The following is a 21110-nucleotide window of genomic DNA, read 5'->3' as shown; positions in this document are numbered from 1 at the left end:
TATCCTTTTTACTCCAGTGATTCAAAATATTTTTCCACAAAGCTCATCGCAATTCCCACCGCTGATACCTCTTTCTGGAAACTGCATGTTTTCAGATAAGTCGTGTCATTTTCAAAGCCATTATATTTTATCACTCTTTTACTCAATTCGGCCATATATTTTTCAAGATAGCCGCCTACATAACCACCCAGTATGATATCGCAGTCGTATGCCATCCTCAGATTTGTAACTGTTACCGCCAGATACTCGAGATACTCATCCCAAGCCTGCTTCAGATCTTCATTGCCCCTGTCAAGTCCCTCAAAAAACTGTTCCAGATTATCATTGGTCTTCGCCGCCAGAACCTGGGCGGAACAGTAAGCGTCTACGCACCCCTTTTTTCCGCAGTAACACGGCCTTCCTCCCGGCACAATAATCATATGGCCAAATTCAGAACTCCGATAATCGTCTCCTTCATAAATACCATTATGTATATAGAAAGAACCGCCCACCGAATTGCTCAGGGACAGATATACCGCATTTTTCTCCAGACGGTACATCTCTGCCATGGCAGCACTGTTAGCATCGTTCTCATAGCAGACTTCGCAGGCAAACAAACGGCTCAGGTTCTTCAGGCTGACATCCTTGAGTCTGAGGATATGGGAAATAATCAGGGTCTCATGTTCCTTGTCGATAATTCCGGGAAGAGAAATCCCAACTCCCAGAATTCGCCTTGTCTCAATGCCTGATTTTTCCACAAACTCTATAAAACCCTGATATACTTTTTCATTATATTCCAGCGAATTCTCAAATACCGCCCGGATCCGCTGTTTTTCTACCAGTTCCCCCGTCAGGTCAATCATCACATAGCTGATGTGATTCCCAGTAATATCAATCCCTACAGCATATTTCAGGCCTGCATTTACCGACAGAGCCTTCGCCTTCCGGCCTCCTGTGGATTCGTATTCCCCGCTCTCAATAATAACACCCTGCTCCAGCAGATCTTTCACATTCTGCAGAACCGTAGGCATGCTCAGGCCAAGCGTCGCCGCAATCTCCGGTTTTGAAGTGCTGCGGCGGTGCAGGATGAACTTTGCGACTTTCACTAAATTTGCTTTTCTCTTATCCATTCCAGTACCTGTGCCCATATACTGCCCTCCTGTAACAGCCCTTGCACGTATATCAGGGCTAAATTACCGCTTTTATAAAGCGTTTTATAAAAGAATCTTACCCCCTTCCAACAAATATTGCAAGTACTAATTGTTCTTCCGCCTTGATGCACTCACCTCTTTCTCAGCGTACCCCTAACGCTCTCCCGTACCGCAAAGTCCTGTAAACAGTCAGTCCGACCTCTATGGCCGATGCGATTATGATAATCCCCAGGATAATATCCGACACCAAATCCGCATTCCACCTATTTATCAGCTGTTCTTTCCAGTGGAATGACTCGCTTAAGTTTAACTCCAGCTCAAAAACAAAATCAGGGTTCCAGATGGGAAGTACTTTTAAAACGAGCGCAGACAGTATCACCTGTATCCCATTGGCTATGATGCTGCTCAGCATCACGCTCCGACAGTAGCATCCTGCAACCAGACGTATTATCTCATCTACAAATGCAGCCATCAGGGCAATCAGAAATACGGGCAGTATCATCCCCCATCTGTCCATATTAAAGATGGAGATACAAGTAACTTCCTTACCGTCTGTCGAACAGGCACCGATAAATTGCGGCACAAAGATGAGAATGCAGGCGAAAATCATGATAAATACCAGAGACGCCACACAATCCCCCCTGCTGATCCTGGCCTTCTTAGCCGGTATCGGATTCAGCATATCAGGAGTCCATGCTTTGTCTTTTTTTAATTCCACCTTTATCTTCTGCCGCTCCATAAACGCAAAGACCAGTGTCACTGCTCCGAATGCCCCCACAGACCCTGTCATTAGTCCGCTGATAAAACGCGCTGTCTCATAAAATATATTCGTGTAATCGATAATACACTGAACGACCATGGATATAAACAATCCTGCCCAGACACAGATTAGCACAATCTTCATCACCCAGACATAATTATCATAATACTCAGGGCTTATGACGTAGTTCTTATCTTCCCTGTACTTTCTGGCAAATACAGCCGGATCTCCCAGTTTTGCAAATACCTGATCCAGCGTCAGCCCTTCCAGCATATCCCCGATCAGTTCTCTCAGCTCCAGCTCAATCTCATCCCTCTGTTCCTTTGGGACACGTCTGGTAACTTCATATACATATCGGTTAATCAGTTCTCTATCCCTGTCTGTCATATCGATCCCTCCCTTAAAATCCGTTCCATATTAACCGAAAGCTGCTCCCACTGAGCTTTCAGCTCTCTGTAAATATCATCTCCCAGAAAAGTTCTCCTGTAATATTTCCTAGGTTTCGACTCTCCCACATCCCACTCGCTGCTCAAAAGTCCCTGCTTCTCCAGACGTCTCAGCAGAGGATACAGCGTATTCGGATCAATCTCCACACCCTTCTCCTCCAGACTCTGGACAAGTGCATATCCATACTTGGCTTCACTCAGCTGGCTCAGAACACTCAGAATCAAAGTGCCCCTGCGCAGCTCTGACGTCAGGTTTGCCATTAAATCTTTCTCTTCTGCCATAGTCGATCCTCCTTTAAATAAATTATACTGTATGTCGCACACTATTGTCAATATCATAATAGTGGGCGGGGGAGTTTTGGAGGAGGTCCGCCTGCCGAAAGAGGGGGTTCTGCCGGGGGCAGGAAACAGGAAGGGGCCTTTCTGCAAGCTGTCCATTTGCTGAAAGGCCCCTTCCTGTTTCCTGCCCCCGGCAGAACCCCCTCTTTCGGCAGGCTGCGTGCATCCTTGCGGAAGTACGGCCGACACTTGGGTGGGGATCGGCGGGAGAAACGGATCGAGTTGGATGCCAGGGGAATTACGCTGTCGGTTTTAACCTACATTTCAGCGCGTCCTCACTTCCTCCACCTCTCCCGTCTCAGAATTCATCACGAAACCACGGATTTGGATTTGGGCTGGTATGAGCGGATGTTTCTTCAAAATATCCACGGTTTCCATGACGGACTCTTCTGCGGAGCGGAATCCTTTGAACCATTTGTCGTAATTGACTCCGCATTTGGCAGTAGCCTCCAGTGCTGTTTCGGTAATTCCGCACTCTTTTAGTTTTTCCAGCATTTCGGCGCTGCTGATGTTCTGCACGCCGCAGTCTGTATGGCCGATCACCATGATGCTTGTAACTCCCAGCTCCAGGATGGCGATCAGGAGACTTCTAACTACGCTTCCGTATGGGTGGCTTATGACGCCTCCGGCATTTTTGATGATCTTGGCATCTCCGTTTTTAATTCCAAGGGCTGCCGGCAGTAGTTCTGTGAGCCTTGTGTCCATACAGGTCAGTATCGCTACCTTTTTATCAGGGTATTTGTCAGTACTGTATGCCTCGTACTTTTTCTCTTCTACAAAACTTTTGTTGTAACTGAGCATTTCTTCTATTATGTCCATCTTTTATCTCTGCCTCTTTTCTAACGTTTTTCTGTAACCTGTCCTGCTCAATCATACTCGTATATTTTGTTCCAGTAAATACCCTGGCTTAAAATATGGAAGAAAATAAAAATAAATATCGGTTGACAATTTCCTGCCTTTTGTTCTAAAATAAACTTGCTCATCGGAGGGCGGATACTCAAAGAAGATTATTTGCCGGATAAGATGGCAGGCTGAAATGTCTGCTTTCTTATCCTTTTTTATTTATCAGGAAAATTCTGTAATTTAACCTGTTAAGTCAAAGCCCCCGCAATCAGCTGCGAGGCATCAAATTTGCAGTACAGCAGACTGTAGGGAATCTGACCCTCGCAGCAGTCTTCAAGGTCAATCAGACTTGACTTTGGCTCGTTACCCGCGGGAATAAAATATTACATTACTAAAGTTTAAAGGGGATGAATGAGATGAAAAACACTTCAGATCTGACACAGGGGAAGATACTTGGACCCCTGATGAAATTTACGCTGCCCATTATGGCGGCATTGATACTACAGACATTGTATGGGGCCGTGGACCTGCTTGTTGTCGGACAGTTCGCCTCGCCCGCCGCAGTATCTGCCGTGGCCACCGGAAGCCAGATTCTTTATACGCTGACCGTAGTTATAACCGGGCTTTCCATGGGAGTGACGATTATTATAGGACAGCAGTTCGGACAGCATAAGGAACATGAAATCGGCAATACCGTAGGGGCCGGAATCTGCCTTTTCGCTGCATTTTCCGTAATCCTGACCGCGGTCATGCTGCTGGCTGCACCGTTATTGGTACGTCTTTTGCAGGCACCTCCGGAGGCTTATGACTTTACCGTTCAGTATGTCCGTGTCTGCTCTGGAGGAATCTTGTTTATCGCGGCATATAACACTCTGGGAAGTATCTTCCGCGGGATGGGGGATGCCCGCACACCGCTTCTGGCCGTGACAATTGCCTGCGTCACGAATATTGTACTGGACGTGCTCTTTGTCGCGGTACTGCATATGGGCGCTGCCGGAGCGGCTGCTGCCACAGTCGCGGCACAGGCAATCAGCGTACTGTTGTCGCTTATTATTATTAGAAAACGTGGATTGATTTTTCCGTTTTCCAGAAAACAGATCCGCTTTCAGAAAAAGGTAATCCTCAGGATCTGTAAAATGGGCGCCCCCTGTGCACTGCAGGATCTGCTTGTCAGCATCTCGTTTCTGGCAATCACGGCCATCGTTAATCAGCTTGGTGTTATTGCATCGGCTGGTGTTGGTGTAGCAGAAAAACTCTGCGGCTTCATTCTGCTGGTTCCTTCTTCATATACGCAGTCCATGTCCGCATATGTTGCACAGAACATTGGTGCAGGTCAGCCGCAGAGAGCCAAAAAGGGGATGTATTACGGGATGCTTACCTCCTTTCTCCTCGGACTGATCATGAGCTATTTTGCGTTCTTCCATGGAGATGCCCTGTCACGGATATTTGCGAAGGACAGCGCAGTTATCCTGGCCTCCGCAGAATACCTGAAGGGATATGCTATTGACACACTGCTCGTTTCCTTCCTTTTCTGCTTCATCGGGTATTTTAATGGCTGCGGCTGCACCACTTTTGTTATGATTCAGGGGCTTATCGGGGCTTTCGGTGTGCGGATACCAGTATCCTGGCTGGCGAGCCGGGCGGCTGATGTATCCTTGTTCCACATTGCACTGGCAACGCCCTGTTCCACCGTGATCCAGATTATTCTGTGCTTCTGGTTCTATAAATGGGGGTATCCCAGACTCCAGAAAAGGGGGAGTATACCAGAAAGATGATACATGGGGCGCCTGGCCCCCGTGTACTCCCAGGATGAGATATCGTGAACGTGTGCAGACAGACATTTGAAAAAAATGATTAAAAAAAGACATATTTCCTTCAAAAAATACTGGAGTTTCCTGACGAAATTTGTTACAATATCAAAGGTGCGTCAGATCAATAACGCACCCCATACGCAGCAGTGGTCGAGTTGGCTGATGGCATCTGCCTCGAAAGCAGAAGAGCGGCAACGCTCCGGGGGTTCAAATCCCTCCTGCTGCGTTTTCTTATTTCATAACAAGTCTTTTTTCTCTGCACTGCATACAGATAAAAATGCACACGGCAAGCATCTGGGAAGCCAGTATTTTCTGCCGTTTAATTGGATAGGAAAACCTGAGAATCATTGTTTTATTTTTGTATGCGCTGACAATAAAAGAGGACAGCATCACACTTGTAAATATAAAAAAACACAAACAATTAAAAGTACCGGTGCTGTGTGCTGCCGCACAGCCCCGGTACTTGTAGTTTCATTCCCTTAGAATTTCCATTTCTCAGCCTTTTTCTGTGTTTCCATCATGTGGCAATAGAGCCCCGCCCTCTGTTTCAGTTCTGCCGGGCTTCCGCATTCTGCCACGACACCATCTTTTAACACAACAATTTTATCTGCATTCGCAACGGTACGCATCCTGTGCGCAATAATCAAGACCGTTTTATTTCTGATCAGTTCTGACAGGGACTCCTGAATCAGTGTTTCATTGTCCACATCAAGCGACGCGGTTGCCTCATCCAGCAAAATAATTGGCGCATTCTTCAAAAATGCCCTTGCTATGGACAGCCTCTGCCGCTCCCCGCCCGATAATTCGGAACCATTTTCACCAATCACAGTATTCCAGCCGTCCGGCAGCTTCTCCACAAACTCATCGCAATTCGCAAGCTTTGCAGCGCGGATCACTTCCTCGTCGCTGGCATCTTTTCTGCCGATCCGTATATTTTCCATAATCGTGTTATTGAATAATGTGACCTCCTGAAAAACAATGGCATACAAAGACATCAGTGTTTCCGGGTCAATCTTACCTACCTCCATCCCCCCAACTGTAATTTTTCCGCTGTTGATATCCCAGAATCTGGCGGCCAGTCTGGAAATCGTTGTCTTTCCGCCCCCGGAGGGTCCGATCAAAGCTGTAACTTCCCCCTGTCTGGCAGTAAAAGAGACATCCCGAAGGACAAGTTCATTTTTGTTGTAAGCAAATTTCACATGTTCAAATACAATATCGCACCCCTGATTTGCCAATTCTTCTTCACCGGTCTGTGCTTCACTTGAGAGAATTTCATCCATGCGCCTGCACTGGACATCCGTTGATATGATAGCCGCAAGATTTTGCAGTGACATCTGCATCGGATCATATAATCTGGACACTAATAGAAGAAACATAAAAAAGGTCAGCACATCAAGGCTTTTGTCTATCAAAAGCGCACTGCCTACAAGCGCAGCAGTCGCGATCCCGAGCTTCAGTATCATCTGCGCGGAAGATACAAATACCGCAGTTGCAAGTTCATTTACAATCGCATGTTTTTCAATGGCAACGATTTTTTTGGTCAATCCGCGCATATAGGTTTCCTGTGCATTGTTAGCTTTCAGATCTCTTACCGTCTCCAGACATTCCTGAATTCCATCCGCACACTCCATCTTTAATTTATTGTGCCGGCTTCCCAGCTTATGCTGTACCTTAGAGGAGGCCAGAACAATCCCAAAGGATACCGGGAGCACCCAGAGCGCTGCCAATGCCATGCGCCAGTCAAAGAAGAACAGGCTGACTGCAATCATGACTGTTGAGATAATGGACCCAACCAGTGCCGGAATCCAATGTGAAGACGCAGTCTCTATTTTGGCACAGTCTGCCATAATTGTGCTGGTTAGGTCAGACAAATCCTTTTTTCCAAAGAAAGATAACGGCAGTTTCCGCAGTTTTTCTGCCAGGGCTGTTCGTCTGATTCCGCTTTCTTTATACGTGGCAAAATAGGTTGTATTATATTGTATATAAGTAGTCGCTGCTATGAGAAGAAGGCATATCACGCTGCCGGCGAGATAAAATGTCATTCTTCCTTCCATTCCTCCAGTCATATAATCCTTCACCAGAGAGTATAAAAGTCCCACAGGAAACATTAACGCAAGGTCAGAACAGGTGACTGAAACAAATGCTTTTATCATGTCTTTTGCGCCCTGTTCAGAGAGCGCGTATTTATGCTGCAATTTTTCCTTTATGCTCATGCTTTCACCGCCTCCTTTCCAATCTTCCAGTTAACAGACTCGTTATATGCACTCCACATATGTGCATAGCTCTTTTTATTTTCAAGGAGCTGTTCATGATTTCCTGCTTCTTCTATACATCCGTCTTTTAAGACATAAATGGTATCGACCCCCGTTATCGTTGATAATCTATGGGCAATCATAATGACCGTCTTGTTGCCGGAAAGTCTCGCAAAGGCAGTCTGTACCTTTGATTCATTATCCGGATCGGCAAAGGCAGTTGCTTCGTCCAGAATCAGTATCGGCGCATTTTTCAGCATTGCCCTGGCTATGGAGATTCTCTGGGCTTCACCGCCCGATACATAAGTGCCTTTTGAACCGATTACCGTATCCATACCCTGGGGAAGTTTTTCGATAATATCCCAGCACTGTGCATCTTTAAGTGCCTGTGCAACTTCCTCCCTGTCCGCATCAGGCCTTCCCATCCGCACATTTTCTAAAATAGACATTTTAAGGAGCTTACTGTCCTGAAATACAAAGGAGACGGTATCCATCAGCTTTGTGGCGGAGATATCCTTCACATTAACTCCCCCAATGGTAATCTCCCCCTCTGTTACATCAAAGAACCTCGCCGCCAGGCTTGCCAGTGTGGTCTTTCCTCCGCCTGAAGGGCCGACAAACGCAACATGCTCACCGGCCTTGATATCCAGATTTACATTATGGACTGCATCCTTTGCGGCATTCTCATAACAAAATGATACATTTTTAAAAGTAATGGATGAATCCGCCGGTTCCTGCGGCCGGCTGCTTACACTGAAAGGTTTCCGCTCCATAATGCTGTTGATTCTTTTCAGGGCATCCTCCACAATCATGGCCTCTTCACTGGAAAACATGATTTTATTCAAGGTAACCGTAATGATTGGAGTTATGATGATATAAAACATTAAATTCAGTAAAAATGCAGAGTCCGCCCCATTGCCGCCAAAAGCAAATGCCGCGCCAATAAGTACGGCAAAGACTGCATTGATGATTGTCGTGTAGCATACCATTGGTATCCGCAGATCCTTTGTATAGGAGATGACCCATTTTTCATAATTATCAATGGAGGCCTTGAAACGCTTAAAGGAGAATACGGACTGTCCAAAAGTCTTTACAACCGGGATACCTCTTACATATTCCACGGCCTCATTGGACATTTCCCCTAATGAATTCTGATATTCCTCCATCTTTTTTTTCATCTTGTTTCCGGTCATCATTCCCATGATCAAAAATGCCAGAATCACCGGAATCAGGCTCAGAAGCCCCAGCCTCCAGTCAAAAACCAGAAGCAGTACCAAAAGCCCGAACGGAGTCGCCAGTGCTCCCGCCCGGTCCGGCAGCTGATGTGCCAGATAGGTTTCTGTCGCCTCACTGGATTCATTGACGATCTTGCGAATCCTTCCGGTTCCTTCACTGTCCAAAAATCCCAGCGGCAGTGTCAGAATATGTTCCATCGCTGTGATCCGTATCTTTGTCTGCACATGAAATGCCGCAATATGGGAACACATCAGTGCCCCAATATAAATCAGCATGGAAACTGTTGCAGACAATACTGCCATCCATCCGTAATGTGATACCCCCTCTGCCTTAGAAAAATCGGGTGATACTCTTAATACTTCCTGTATAATCTTCCAAATATAATAAAATGGAATCAGTGCGGCTAAGGCACTGAGCGCTGACAATACCCAGGAACTGATCGTCAGATATTTGTATTTTCCCGCATACTCAAACAATTGCTGCATGGAACTTCTCGCTTTCATTGATTTCTACTCTCCTTTCTGCTGTCTGTTCATCCAGTTTCATTATGTGTGCATCAATCGCCTGGATGAATTCCCAGTCATGGGTAACTACAAGAATGGTTTTCCCCATATTTTTAAGGCGTTTCAGCACCCCGGCTACCTGCAGCATATGATGGTAATCAAGACCGCTGGTGGGTTCATCAAACAACAGAATCTTTCTCTCTGAAGCAATTGCGGTTGCCACTGCGACTCTCTGCTTCTGCCCCCCGGACAGTGAAATAGGATGTCTGTCTTTATATTCCAAAAGATCCAGATCATACAGAATCTTCTCTGCCTTCTCCTGATCTTCTGTCTTCATGCTGATCAGCACTTCCTCCAGCACACTTTCCGTAAAGAGCTGGTGATTCACATCCTGCATCACAAGAAACATCTCCTCCAGGCGCTTCTTTCTTTTATAGACCTTCCCTTCATATTCCATGGTACCTTTGCACTTCTTTTCCAAGCCACAGACGCACCTTAAAAAGGTTGTTTTTCCAATACCGTTATTGCCGGTCAGCGCCGTTATTTCTTTTTCCGGAACCAACATTTCTCTGATATCCAGTACATTTTCTTTTTTCTTATATCCATAGACAAACTCCTTAAATACAAGTGGTTCCCCAGATTTCAAAAAAGCCGCATGATTTATATTATGCTTTGTCTCTGTGCTTGCACGAAGCCCCATATCATGAAGCTGATTTTCTGTAAGCCGGCGGAAAACGTCTGGTTTCATGTCTTTTTCTATCTTCCCGTTTTTCAGGTAAACTGCCCTGTCAATCAGTTCCCATATGTAGAACAGCCGGTGCTCTGCAATGACGATTGTCTTTCCCTGGCGCTTCCATTTTTCTATCATTGTGCGAAGCTGTGCAATAGACTTCATATCCAGATTCGCGGACGGCTCATCCAGGACAAAAATATCCGGTGAACCGGCAGAAACACAGCCGCACGCTATTTTCTGTTTTTCACCGCCGGACAGTTCAAAGATGCTCCGGTTCATCAGATATTCCATCTGATATTCCTCCACCGTATCATGGACTCTTTCTATAATATCTGCTGCTTTCATTCCACGGTTTTCGAGGCTGAACGCCAGCTCACTCCTGGTATCTACATTAAAGAACTGAGAACGCGGATTCTGAAACACGGTCCCCACATTTTCTGCCGTATCATAGAGAGGCTGATCCTTTATTTCCTGCCCGTTGATCCTGACCTCACCGGTCAGTTTTCCATCATAAAAATGCGGTACCAGCCCGTTTATCAGCCTTGTAATAGTAGTCTTGCCGCATCCCGATTCCCCGCACAGCAGTACCGTCTGGCCTCTTGGTATAGTAAGGCTGATATTGCAAAGCGCGCCCCTGTTTTCTGCGCTGTCCTCCTCTCCATATTGAAAGGATACATTTCTCAGCTCAATCATATCTGCACATTCCCTCCCATCGTCACAATCCAATATGCCAAAATAACCGCACAAATCACAAAAAATGATATGTCCCATACGCCAAAGCCTATTTTACAGATATTGGTTCTTTTCACGGGTGCTCCAAGTCCTCTGGTAAGCGCTGCCGCAGATAATTCTTCCCCTATCTTAACAGAACAGGTCATTAGTGGTATCAGACAATATTCCAGCGTTTTTCCCGGATGCTTTCCGCTAAAAAAAATTCCCCTCATTGACATGGCATCCCGGATATTACCGGCCTCCTCCCCTACTGTGGGGAAAAACCGGAACATAACGGACAGCGGTATGGTAACCTGGTCCGGAACGTGCATTCTTTCCATTGCGGCCACAAATTCGCTGACCGTGGTCGTTGATACCGCATAATATCCCATTACAAGCCCCGGCAGAAACTGGGTCAGCATTCCAGCCGAAGCAAGCACAATAAAATTTAAAAAACCATTCAGTTTATTCAATAAAAAATACTGAAGGAAACACCCTGCCCCGAACACAGATACAAATATTACGCACGTTCTTACTCTTCCGCTGGCAAATAGCAGCCCGACCGGTACACATGCAAGCAAAACTCTCGCCCATACAAGTGCACTGCCCCCGGCTCCCCCCAGCACAAATACGGCAATCATAAGCAGTAATAAAATCTTTGTTCTTGGATCCAGACCGATTCCTTTTCTATCCTTCGTGCTGCTTACTATTTCCGTCTTCATCAGGCAATTCCCGCTTTCCTGAAGTGCTTTTTCAAAAGCGCTTTCCCAAGCAATCCGCCTGCAATACCAGATGCAAATGCCACAATCAGTAGAATCGGGCATAACCAGGACGGCATCAGGCTGTTCAGGGTTGTGATGTATTCCTCGCCAAAGCTCTGTCTGCTTGACCAGTAATTCTGCCGGTCGATGAACAATGGCAGAAAGTTTCCCCATACCCACATACTGAATATCCCGCTGGTAAGAACTGCCTTGGACTGGCTTTTATAATTGCCGCTTTTATAGACAAACTCCGCAATCAAGCCAGTAAACAGGCCAACAATCAGTGCATAATGTGCCATACCGGTAAGAAGCATCATAATCCCCATAATGATACTCATAATCCAGATCATTCCAAACTTCTTAACCTTCGTCAAAAACAGCATAAACGGAATTCCGCCTATCACCGGGACAATTACACACAGCAGAGGCAACATAACCGGTATATACCCCATCATTGCAATTGCAAATACAATCACAAAATAAATTGCAGCAAAAATACCTATATTCATTAAGTCCCTGCCCTGTAATTTCATACTGCCGCTTTTTTCCATACTCATATTTCATTCTCCTTCCTTTTTGTTAGTTCTAACTAACCTATATGTAAAATATAAAGCGGGTCTTATATGATGCACCCGCCAAACACAGGTATCATTATAGTGCAGTTTCCCCTCTCTTTCTACTCCAAAAAGCAGCCAATGCTCCATTCAGACACCTTTTCGATATTCATTTGGATTAATTCCAATGATACTTTTAAAACTTTGCGCAAATTTACTTGCATTATCATACCCTGTCATTCCGGCAATTTTGGAGATTTCCATATCCGTATTCCGTAATAATTCCGCGGCCGAATGCATCCGGTATTCTTTCAGATAAGCGTAAACGCTGTTTCCATACACTTCCCGAAAATGCTTTTTCAAATTGGTTGCAGATATATGATACCGCTGCGATAACTCATCAATCGTAATTTTTTCATCCAGATGCGTGACCATATAATTACGTATTTCTTTCGTCACAGCCACCTGGTTCTTGTTATAATACTTATTTTGTATGCACTCATGTTCGGCATCAACAACCGAGAGAAACAGCAGAATCTCTATGATTTTTATTTTATAATATTCTCTGCGGATTTTCTCCGGCACACAATAAAGTTCAGAAAAAAGATGTTCGAACTGCTCCTTTTCCCTGAACACAAAACATTGGTCTTTTGTGCAGAATCTGTCCTTAATGTCAGATAGCCTGATTTTAATATCCTTCATGATCTCTGGCAAACATTCCTGCGCAGCAGAAAGATCTATTTCAATTGTCACTCCGTGATAATGACAGATCGGAAAATACGAATAATTTTTCAAACCGGCCTTTGTATTAATTGCCATATCGCCTTTCTTGACATATATGTATTCGCCTTTTATTGTTTCAAATTCAATCCTTCCCTCCCTGCAATGATTGATTTCAAATATCTGATGAAACTTCCCTGTTTCTTCAACTGATATTTCCTGCATATGGACATCATTGTAGACTAATGTGATGCCGGGAAACACCTCGTATCTTGTAAGAATGGCGCATCCTGTCGAATCTTCCAGGCGAAATATGCTGCAGTCGTCTTCCCTGGATGCAACAATGACCTGCTTGCCATAATACTCTTTTTCCCTTTCACTTGCTACCACAAGACCACCCCTTTCCACGGGTCCGGCTTTTCTTTATTTCAAGCCGTTTTTATACACATAATGAATGTAATTATAACTGATATATATTACTGTAACTGTTCAGCCCACTGAACAGTTACAGTTTATCTATAATTTTCCAATAAGGCAAGCACGGCAAATGATAATTTTTATCACTCTACATTTCGACGAACTGTGACACTTATAAGCTAGGAAGCCTGCCCCTTGCTGGGAGCATATATCTCATTTTAAAAATTCGCTCAGTTTAGCAAGAGGCCCTAAAGGAAAAAATATAGAAAATGGCAGGTCACCGTATTCTATGTCTTTTCCTTAAGGACCTCTAAAGTAAACTCTAAGACTTATAAATTGAAATGTAAGTAATTGGCTGATAGTATTATAGCTATGTTCTGCATGTATAGAAGGACTTTAATTACCCTTTCACAAACTGTCCCAGCAGACCGGGAATCTTACTCTTTAATATTACAATATTCATGCTCTGCGGATTAATCACAATTCCTTCCACATTCTTGCCCAGAATCTTTTCAATATTCGCAAATTCGATCATATTCGCCTGGAATTTTCCCTGTGCATTGAACTTTACAAACTCGTTATAATCCGTGAAAATCGGCTGGAACATCTTACCCTCCTGATTTTTCACACATGGAATCTTGATATTAGAACCATCAGGCAGTCTCTCTTCTCCCTCTACCTCTACGCCGATTAAAAATCTGGACCTCACCAGGTTCACCGCCATCTCTTCCTCCAGCTCACGGAGTTTCGGTTTTTCATTATTGGGGATACTCCTGTGGACCTCCTGCATAAAATAAAGTCCGGTCAGCTGCATCTGCGGATTCAAAAGCGGCTGCTTATTCTTGGGAAGCTTGGAATAATCTTTCTGTACCACCAGCTGTTCCAGCGGAATCTTAGATACCTGAGCCTCCTCCGTATACACCACTTCATTCACGCCCAGAAGATACAGGCTGCTATAGAATCCCAGAAGCTGTTTATTTACCAGTTTCACTACCATCATAAAGTCCTTATTCTCATCCTTGCGCTTTTGAGCAAAGTCCTTGGCCCCCTCCTCAGTAGAAAACACCCAGATCTGATCATTAAAAGACTCCTCATCGCAGATCAGATAAGGCATCTTTGTACCCTGTCCAAAAATCACATATGTAGTTTCCAGCCTCTGCAGTTTCTTAACTTGTATTTGAAATTCGTTTTCCATGTCAGACCTCGATTCATTCGTTTTCTAAAATTATACTACACCACTCCCCTCAAGGCAATCAAAAAGTATGAGGGGGATGTCCGCCTGAGAGGCCCGCCTACTCCGCCATCCTAAGCTGCTCTACTACACTTCCTTTATAGAACATTCGCATGGCAATCCGCGGTATTAGTACGGATATTACAATCAGCACGACACTGAGGATTACCGCCGGTACAATAGTCATTCGGTAAGTGAAGGACCACAGTGACGGACTGGACAGAATACTTTTTACCAGTGTCTGGTCTACGACTGCCGACAGCAGGATCCCAAATACTGCGGCTCCGGCTGCATACATGCTGCCTTCCAGCATAAGCAGATTACGAAGCTGTTTTTTCGTCATTCCGATGCTCTGCATGGTGGCAAATTCTCTGCGCCTTGCCAGAATACTGGTACTCATCATGTTGATCAGATTCAGAATACCTGTGATTCCGAAGATAAAGGCAATGATTCCGCCCACCACATAAATCATAGTCCTGGATGATTCTGCACTTGCCCTGGCCTTATCCGCTGACAAAACAGTCATGGATGGATTCTCCTGGATATACGAGTCCAGGAATTCCCGCATCTCTTCTTTGTTTCCGTCTTCCACATCGAAAGTATATTTCATCATTGCAGGATCCTGATAGAGCTCTTTCACCTGCTCCTGCGGTAAATAGAGGTACGGTGCATCGATTCCCACATGGATGGAACTGCTCACACTGAATCCGAATCCTTCATCATCGCTTGTAAGCGCCGCTTTTGCGATGACTGTATAAGTCTTAACTTCTTCCCCGTTTACACGGGCTGTTATGGTATCCCCCACATTCAGGTAATTATAGTACTCATCCAAAACCTTTGTTTTTCTGTCAGCCTGCATTCCCAGGATCACGCTGCTGCCTTCCATCAGCTTTTCATAGAGCTTTTCAAAGTCCTTCTCGCCTTCTGCAATCTGAAGATGGGCAAGCCCGGCCTTATCCATTCCATATACATTACACATCGGGTAGTCATCCTCCCCCACCGAGACAAGGCGTCCGTCCGGATCCTCACCGGCTTTCTGCGCGATTCCCTGCTCATCATACACCTCAATATCTGAGATCTTCATTCCGTAATCAAAGGTAACCTGCAGGTCCTCCAGGGTATTTTTATACACGACACTCCCCCCTGTAACACCGGGCATTCTCTGTATAGCTTCTACGGCCTCTATAGGAACACCCTGATCACGTTTTATATAACCTTTCAAATTGCTGCCTGTATCCACATGGGCAATTTCGAAATCTGTGCGCACCATTTCGTTCACCTGGCGCTCCACGTCAACACTTCCGGCTGCAGTGCCCACCGCATTCAGCATAACCACACTGAGCATCAGAGAGACTATGATAAATGCCGAACGTCTTTTATTTCTTCCAAGGTTGGCAAGTGCCATCTGTCCCAGATGAACTCCCCTGGAACGTCTTTTCATTTTTCCATGCTTCCGCTTTTTCCGTTTCTCCTCCACATACCGAAATGCCTCCATCGGGGAAATATCAGATGCCACTCTGGCCGGTTTTCTTGTGCTGATGAATACGGTCAGCGCTGTCAGAACTGCCGCGGCAATAAAGATAACCGGATTCGGGGAGACGGAAATCTCAATATTCTTATATTCCGTCGACAGAATATCCATAATTTTCGGCAGCGTCATTTTCCCCGCGAAAAATCCTGTCAGCAGGCCCAGAGGAATTCCCATGCAGGACACCCACACCGCCTGTCTGTTAATCAGTTGTTTCACCTGCTTTTTGGACATTCCAATCGTCCTGTACAGCCCGTAGCGCCTCACTTCCTGCATCACTGCTATATCAAATACGTTATAGATCAGCAGATAACCGCAGAAGATAAAAAGAATCACTAATACTGCAAATGCCGCCAGCATTTTACCATCCATCCCCGGATTTGTCTCCTGGTTTACAATCGCCGGGATGCTGTTCGGCGCATCTATTTCTCTGGAACCGCCCAGGGATTCCACCAACTCATCCAGCTGCCCTTCCATATCTGTTTTATCTGCCATCATAAAATCGGCCCAGTATGTTCCTGCCAGTTCTGCATCTTCCCGGTAAGTATACTCAAAAATTTCCGGATACTCTTCCTGAAATGCCTCTGATACAGTCATTACGCTTAACTCATCGTGTGAACTTTCATACCATCCCGATACGATCATCGGAAGCTGATAATCCCTTCCGTGTGCAGTAAACTCTATCGTCACCTCTGCTCCCACTTCCGGCGATGCGCCAAGCTCCTCCAGCGCTTTATCAGATGCCACAATTTCATTGGCTTTCACAGGCTCTTTTCCATGGCTTGGCTGACAGAAAGTCAGCTCACGCTGTACAGAATCCGCAAGATCCAGTTCAATTGAATGCCGCACTGTATTCGTCAGAAAACTGATGGGCATCCGCAGTCCTGATTCGCTGGCAATACCACTTTCTTTGAAGTCCTCATACTGTTCTCTTGTCAGATTCCGGATATCTGCATCGGATTTGCTCATTTTCATAATCTGCTGTGTCATCTGCATGGATTCCATTGTCCCCATACCGATCGTAGTCACCGTTGTAAACAGAACCGCCGTAAGCGCAATGGCCAGTACTGCCACCAGATTGCGGAATCGGCTTGCCAGAAAGCTTCTCTTCGCCAGCGTCTTTACAATTTTCAGATTATCATTTTCAAAAGGTAATACCATCTTTCAAGCCCTCCTATGCTGTGATTCTGCCGTCTTCGATCCGTATGATCCTGTCCGCCATCTGGGCAATCTGGTCATTGTGGGTAATCATGACAATCGTCTGGTTCAGCTCATAACAGGTTCTTTTCAGCAGCCCGATCACATCGGCGCTTGTTTTGCTGTCCAGGTTCCCGGTCGGTTCATCGGCCAGGACGATGGCCGGCTTTGATACAAGGGCACGTGCAATCGCCACCCTCTGCTGCTGTCCGCCTGACAGATTGCCCGGCATATATTCCAGTCTGTCCGTGAGGCTCAGCAGCCCTGCCACTTCCTCCACATAGCGGACGTTCACCCGGTTCCCGTCCAGTTCCACCGGCATTATGATATTTTCATAGGCATTCAGGATCGGAATGAGATTATAATTTTGAAAAATAAATCCGATATTTCTCCTTCGGAAAACTGTAAGCTGTTCATCATTCATTTTGGAAAGCTCTTTTCCTCTCACTGTAACACTGCCGGATGTCGGCACATCCAGGCCGCCCATCATATTCAAAAGCGTGGATTTTCCACTTCCGCTTGTTCCTACAATTGCCGCGAATTCGCCCTCTTCTACACAAAGATCCACACCGTCCAGTGCCTTTGTGATGTTTGGCTCCTCCCCATAATATTTTTTTAATTCAGTCACTTGTAATATGTTCATTTCTCTGTCCTCCTTCAACTTTCTGAATCCTATTATAATCGGCAATTGTCCGGGAATCCTCCGGGCTGGATCTGCAGATTTAAAAATTCCCATAGAAAAAGTCCCGGATTCGGGACTTTTCATAAAACTGTTATCATATTACGCATTCGTTGGGCAAAAAAATGGAAAAAACAGTGCCCTCTCCCGAACTTGAACTGACCTTGATATAGCCGCCCTGGAGGGAAATAATCTCCCGTGCCAGGTACAGTCCGATTCCTACGCCATCCTCGTCATGCACCTCTTTTTCCCGGTAAAAACGCTGGAAAATCAGGGCATAATGGTTCTCCGGGATTCCCTTTCCTGTATCTGCAATATCTATCTTGGCATAGGCCTCCCACCGTTCCACCGACACACCGATCCGTCCCCCCGGAGGCGTATATTTCACTGCATTATCCAATATATTGAAAATGGCTTCGGTGGTCCATTTTCTGTCATGGGCTATCATAAATGTCTCCGGACAGTTCACCCGGATATCCATCTGCTTCTGATCTGCCTTTGCAAAAATCCCTGCCAGGGCCTCCGCCAGTGTATCGTACAGATTCTGTGTTTTCTTTTCGAGCGTAATCACCCCCGTCTCCAAACGGGAAGTTTTCACCATAGCCTCCACAAGAAAATCCAGCTTGTCAATCTGGGACTCCTGGGCTTTCAGAAATTCTTTTCTCTCAATATCCGTGAGATTTTCCTCCTGCAGCGTCTCCTGAATCATCTTCAGATTTGTGACCGGTGTCCTTGTCTGGTGGGAAATATCTGATACAAGAGACTGCAGCGCCTCCCGTGCCCTGGCGTTCTGTTCTTTCTGCCTCAGCATGACCCGGTATAGTTCTCTGAGCCTGTGCACGATCCTTGCCAGAAGTGTTTCTTCTTCCATGTACGGCTTTTCCTGCACATTATCCTGTATCATTTCCTCCAGTGTAGAACAGATCTCCACTGTAAATGAAGATAACTTCTTCTGAAAGATAACGGTCAGCAGTATTCCCCAGCATATACTGCCCGCTGCCACTACTGCACCGCATATAACAGCGGTACGGTTTCCGGTTAAAATATAGACAGCCGCCACGATGGCCGCATCAGTCAGAATCACGCCGCAGCTGATGTGACGAAGGATTCTTCGAAGCGACAGACTGTGATAATTCATCGTGCCTCACCGCCCGTCCACATATATCCCATCCCGTAAATAGTCTGTATATAGGAATGTTCTTTATTCTCAATCTTCTTCCTCAGTGCACTCAATGTTGTTGTCAGCGTATGGTCATCTACGAAATTGCCGTCTATATCCCACAGTCTGTCCAGCAGGATCTGTCTTGTAAGAACCTGCTTTTTGCTTTTGGCAAAAATTTTCAAAAGCTTCCATTCCTTCGGGGTAAGCGCCACCACTGCCTGTCCCGCCGTGCAGCTGTTCTCTCCAAAATCAATCGCCAAATACCCGTCCTCGAACACATCCGATACACTTTTTTTCTCGATGCGGCTCAGGATTGCTGCCACCTTTTTCTGAAATACTGCCACAGAAAATGGCTTTGTCACGTAATCGTCAGCCCCGCATTCGTAGCCTTTGAGCATGTCGCTCTCCATATCCTGCGCCGTTACAAATATAATGGCCGCGTCCTGTTTCGCCTTAACGGCCCTGCATATCTCGTACCCGTTCCCGTCCGGCAGGTTGACATCCAGCACAACCAGTTCATATTTCTTTTTCTCTATTATTGCCTTCGCATCCGCTGCATTCGTCACCGATTCCACTTCATAGCCGGCACTCTTCAGATTATATGTCAGGGTCATGTTTAAGATCCTGTCATCCTCTACGACCAATATTCTATCCATTCTAACCTTACTCCTTCAATAACTGCATTCCTTTTTTCCTCCGCCCTGTTGCCCGACAGAACCTTTCCTGTCAGACCGTCACTTCGCCCGCCAGTATTTTTTTATAATCTTCGTAATTCCTTTTCAAAAGATTCGGTGTGTCCAGTTCATAGGGACATTTCTTCCTGCACTGTCCGCACTGCAGGCATCCCTCAATTTTCTTCATCTTCTCCTGCCACTCCTCACTCAGCCAGCCTGAGGATGGCGCACGTCTGACCATCAAAGACATTCTGGCACAATTGTTAATCACAATCCCTGCCGGACATGGCATGCAGTAACCGCAGCCGCGGCAGAAATTTCCGGTCAGTTCCTTTTTCTCCTTCTCAATAAATGCAGACATCTCTTCGTCCAGAACCGGGGCATCTTCCATGTATGCGAGCCACTCCTCCAGCTCTTCCATCCTCTGGACGCCCCAGATCGGAAGCACATTATCGAATCCTGACATAAAGGCAGATGCAGCGCGGGAGTTATTAAGCAGACCGCCTGCCAGCCCTTTCATTGCAATAAAGCCCATATTTCTCTCTCTGCACATCTCCACCAGTTCCAGCTCTTTTTCGGAGGACAGATAGCTGAATGGATATTGCAGCGTCTCATAAAGCCCTGATTCAATACATTCCCGCGCCACGTCCATCTTATGTGATGTTACACCGATGTGGCGGATTTTCCCCTGTTCCTTTGCTTTTAACATGCATTCATACATACCTGTACCATCTCCGGGACGGTAACAGACATCCACACAGTGAAACTGGTAAATATCTATATAATCGGTCTGAAGCAGTTCCAGAGACTGATCCAGCTGCTTTACAAATTCTTCCGGCGTATGTGCCATTGTCTTGCTTGCTATGTATATTTTCCCGCGAATTCCAGCAAAAGCGTCCCCCATCTTTTCCTCACTGTCGCTGTATGCACGGGCTGTATCAAAGAATGTCATGCCGCCTTCGTAAGCTCTTCTCAGAATCTTCACAGCAGTTTCCATGTCCACTCTCTGAATCGGCAGCGCCCCAAAAGCATTCTGCGGGACAGTTATACCTGTTGTACCTAACGTGATTTCTTTCATCTTCATTCTCTGTTCACTCCTTACTTTCTCATAATGTTATTAGGTAATTGCGAAACTCTACACCCCGCATAAATGCGGGAAATTATTTACTACAAAATAAAACAACTCCTCACTGGTTTATGGTAAAATTGAGATGTCGAATAACAATTAACCATATCCACCAGTAAAGGAGTTGTGCTTTTATGATACCACACAAACAGCTTTCTTTGGCAGATATTTTTATCGATTGCCAAAATAAATTTGATAACGACAAATATGCGTTCCTTGAAACCCTCTCACAAACCATTGACCTTGATGAAATTGTCCCGGTGTCTTTCATTACTCATTTCCACGCTGTCACCGGCA

At 45.7% G+C, this 21110-nt stretch carries 17 protein-coding genes, 1 tRNA gene and 1 pseudogene; 3 read left to right on the top strand and 16 right to left on the bottom strand.

Annotated elements, in window-relative coordinates:
• Positions 1-8 precede the first annotated feature (8 nt).
• From HMPREF0240_RS08645 to HMPREF0240_RS08630, 4 genes are all read right to left on the bottom strand, one after another.
• Positions 9-1127 (bottom strand): ROK family transcriptional regulator, encoded by a 1119-nt coding sequence (locus HMPREF0240_RS08645; protein WP_009003058.1) that lies wholly within the window; start codon positions 1125-1127, stop codon positions 9-11.
• A gap of 145 nt (positions 1128-1272) precedes the next feature.
• The gene (locus HMPREF0240_RS08640; protein ID WP_009003057.1) at positions 1273-2277 is read right to left on the bottom strand and encodes a hypothetical protein; all 1005 of its coding nucleotides are present in this window, start codon (positions 2275-2277) and stop codon (positions 1273-1275) included.
• Positions 2274-2618 (bottom strand): helix-turn-helix transcriptional regulator, encoded by a 345-nt coding sequence (locus HMPREF0240_RS08635; protein WP_009003056.1) that lies wholly within the window; start codon positions 2616-2618, stop codon positions 2274-2276. Before HMPREF0240_RS08635 ends, HMPREF0240_RS08640 begins: the two co-directional genes overlap by 4 nt.
• 321 nt (positions 2619-2939) lie before the next feature.
• Positions 2940-3494 (bottom strand): carbonic anhydrase, encoded by a 555-nt coding sequence (locus tag HMPREF0240_RS08630; RefSeq protein ID WP_009003055.1) that lies wholly within the window; start codon positions 3492-3494, stop codon positions 2940-2942.
• Positions 3495-3934: 440 nt separating this feature from the next.
• On the opposite strand from HMPREF0240_RS08630, the gene HMPREF0240_RS08625 reads away from it, so the two are divergent.
• Positions 3935-5293 carry an MATE family efflux transporter gene (locus HMPREF0240_RS08625; RefSeq protein WP_035312782.1) on the top strand — a complete coding sequence of 453 codons (1359 nt, stop codon included), beginning with the start codon at positions 3935-3937 and terminating at the stop codon, positions 5291-5293.
• A gap of 176 nt (positions 5294-5469) precedes the next feature.
• Positions 5470-5555, top strand: a tRNA-Ser gene (locus HMPREF0240_RS08620).
• A 253-nt stretch (positions 5556-5808) separates the two neighbouring features.
• On the opposite strand, the gene HMPREF0240_RS08610 is transcribed toward HMPREF0240_RS08620, so the two are convergent.
• The 12 genes from HMPREF0240_RS08610 to HMPREF0240_RS08555 form a co-directional block, all read right to left on the bottom strand.
• Entirely contained in the window at positions 5809-7536 is a 1728-nt protein-coding gene (locus tag HMPREF0240_RS08610; protein WP_035312928.1) for an ABC transporter ATP-binding protein, read from the bottom strand.
• A gap of 2 nt (positions 7537-7538) precedes the next feature.
• The gene (locus tag HMPREF0240_RS08605) at positions 7539-9320 is read right to left on the bottom strand and encodes an ABC transporter ATP-binding protein (protein ID WP_009003052.1); all 1782 of its coding nucleotides are present in this window, start codon (positions 9318-9320) and stop codon (positions 7539-7541) included.
• Positions 9286-10746 (bottom strand): energy-coupling factor ABC transporter ATP-binding protein, encoded by a 1461-nt coding sequence (locus HMPREF0240_RS08600; RefSeq protein ID WP_009003051.1) that lies wholly within the window; start codon positions 10744-10746, stop codon positions 9286-9288. The genes HMPREF0240_RS08605 and HMPREF0240_RS08600 overlap by 35 nt, the downstream gene beginning before the upstream one ends.
• Complete coding sequence (locus HMPREF0240_RS08595) at positions 10743-11486, bottom strand: energy-coupling factor transporter transmembrane component T (RefSeq protein ID WP_009003050.1); 744 nt, start codon at positions 11484-11486, stop codon at positions 10743-10745. Before HMPREF0240_RS08595 ends, HMPREF0240_RS08600 begins: the two co-directional genes overlap by 4 nt.
• A complete protein-coding gene (locus tag HMPREF0240_RS08590) occupies positions 11486-12076 on the bottom strand; it encodes an MptD family putative ECF transporter S component (RefSeq protein ID WP_035312925.1) in 591 nt (196 codons plus the stop codon). The genes HMPREF0240_RS08595 and HMPREF0240_RS08590 overlap by 1 nt, the downstream gene beginning before the upstream one ends.
• A 153-nt stretch (positions 12077-12229) precedes the next feature.
• The gene (locus HMPREF0240_RS08585) at positions 12230-13189 is read right to left on the bottom strand and encodes an AraC family transcriptional regulator (RefSeq protein WP_009003048.1); all 960 of its coding nucleotides are present in this window, start codon (positions 13187-13189) and stop codon (positions 12230-12232) included.
• Positions 13190-13616: 427 nt separating this feature from the next.
• Entirely contained in the window at positions 13617-14411 is a 795-nt protein-coding gene (locus tag HMPREF0240_RS08580) for an SseB family protein (protein WP_009003047.1), read from the bottom strand.
• A gap of 97 nt (positions 14412-14508) precedes the next feature.
• On the bottom strand, positions 14509-17136 hold the full coding sequence (locus tag HMPREF0240_RS08575; protein WP_009003046.1) for an ABC transporter permease: 2628 nt from the start codon (positions 17134-17136) through the stop codon (positions 14509-14511).
• A gap of 13 nt (positions 17137-17149) precedes the next feature.
• Positions 17150-17815 (bottom strand): ABC transporter ATP-binding protein, encoded by a 666-nt coding sequence (locus tag HMPREF0240_RS08570; protein WP_009003045.1) that lies wholly within the window; start codon positions 17813-17815, stop codon positions 17150-17152.
• A 133-nt stretch (positions 17816-17948) separates the two neighbouring features.
• On the bottom strand, positions 17949-18989 hold the full coding sequence (locus tag HMPREF0240_RS08565) for a HAMP domain-containing sensor histidine kinase (RefSeq protein ID WP_009003044.1): 1041 nt from the start codon (positions 18987-18989) through the stop codon (positions 17949-17951).
• Positions 18986-19669 (bottom strand): response regulator transcription factor, encoded by a 684-nt coding sequence (locus HMPREF0240_RS08560; protein WP_009003043.1) that lies wholly within the window; start codon positions 19667-19669, stop codon positions 18986-18988. Before HMPREF0240_RS08560 ends, HMPREF0240_RS08565 begins: the two co-directional genes overlap by 4 nt.
• A gap of 70 nt (positions 19670-19739) precedes the next feature.
• A complete protein-coding gene (locus HMPREF0240_RS08555; RefSeq protein ID WP_009003042.1) occupies positions 19740-20765 on the bottom strand; it encodes an aldo/keto reductase in 1026 nt (341 codons plus the stop codon).
• 182 nt (positions 20766-20947) lie between these two features.
• Between HMPREF0240_RS08555 and HMPREF0240_RS24960 the strand changes: the two are divergent.
• Positions 20948-21110 (top strand): annotated as a pseudogene (locus HMPREF0240_RS24960) (ISNCY family transposase); the annotation flags it as partial.

The sequence above is a fragment of the Clostridium sp. D5 genome (assembly GCF_000190355.1).
Taxonomy (GTDB): domain Bacteria; phylum Bacillota; class Clostridia; order Lachnospirales; family Lachnospiraceae; genus Faecalicatena; species Faecalicatena fissicatena_A.
The sequence above is the reverse complement of the archived record's forward strand: the minus strand, read 5'-3'. Positions and strand labels throughout refer to the sequence as shown.

Coding starts and splice junctions, on each gene's coding strand:
- HMPREF0240_RS08635 (WP_009003056.1), bottom strand. CDS start 2,618: ATGGCAGAAGAGAAAGATTTAATGGCAAACCTGACGTCAGAGCTGCGC.
- HMPREF0240_RS08560 (WP_009003043.1), bottom strand. CDS start 19,669: ATGGATAGAATATTGGTCGTAGAGGATGACAGGATCTTAAACATGACC.
- HMPREF0240_RS08555 (WP_009003042.1), bottom strand. CDS start 20,765: ATGAAAGAAATCACGTTAGGTACAACAGGTATAACTGTCCCGCAGAAT.
- HMPREF0240_RS08590 (WP_035312925.1), bottom strand. CDS start 12,076: ATGGAAAAAAGCGGCAGTATGAAATTACAGGGCAGGGACTTAATGAAT.
- HMPREF0240_RS08625 (WP_035312782.1), top strand. CDS start 3,935: ATGAAAAACACTTCAGATCTGACACAGGGGAAGATACTTGGACCCCTG.
- HMPREF0240_RS08605 (WP_009003052.1), bottom strand. CDS start 9,320: ATGAAAGCGAGAAGTTCCATGCAGCAATTGTTTGAGTATGCGGGAAAA.
- HMPREF0240_RS08575 (WP_009003046.1), bottom strand. CDS start 17,136: ATGGTATTACCTTTTGAAAATGATAATCTGAAAATTGTAAAGACGCTG.
- HMPREF0240_RS08640 (WP_009003057.1), bottom strand. CDS start 2,277: ATGACAGACAGGGATAGAGAACTGATTAACCGATATGTATATGAAGTT.
- HMPREF0240_RS08595 (WP_009003050.1), bottom strand. CDS start 11,486: ATGAAGACGGAAATAGTAAGCAGCACGAAGGATAGAAAAGGAATCGGT.
- HMPREF0240_RS08645 (WP_009003058.1), bottom strand. CDS start 1,127: ATGGGCACAGGTACTGGAATGGATAAGAGAAAAGCAAATTTAGTGAAA.
- HMPREF0240_RS08570 (WP_009003045.1), bottom strand. CDS start 17,815: ATGAACATATTACAAGTGACTGAATTAAAAAAATATTATGGGGAGGAG.
- HMPREF0240_RS08565 (WP_009003044.1), bottom strand. CDS start 18,989: ATGAATTATCACAGTCTGTCGCTTCGAAGAATCCTTCGTCACATCAGC.
- HMPREF0240_RS08580 (WP_009003047.1), bottom strand. CDS start 14,411: ATGGAAAACGAATTTCAAATACAAGTTAAGAAACTGCAGAGGCTGGAA.
- HMPREF0240_RS08600 (WP_009003051.1), bottom strand. CDS start 10,746: ATGATTGAGCTGAGAAATGTATCCTTTCAATATGGAGAGGAGGACAGC.
- HMPREF0240_RS08630 (WP_009003055.1), bottom strand. CDS start 3,494: ATGGACATAATAGAAGAAATGCTCAGTTACAACAAAAGTTTTGTAGAA.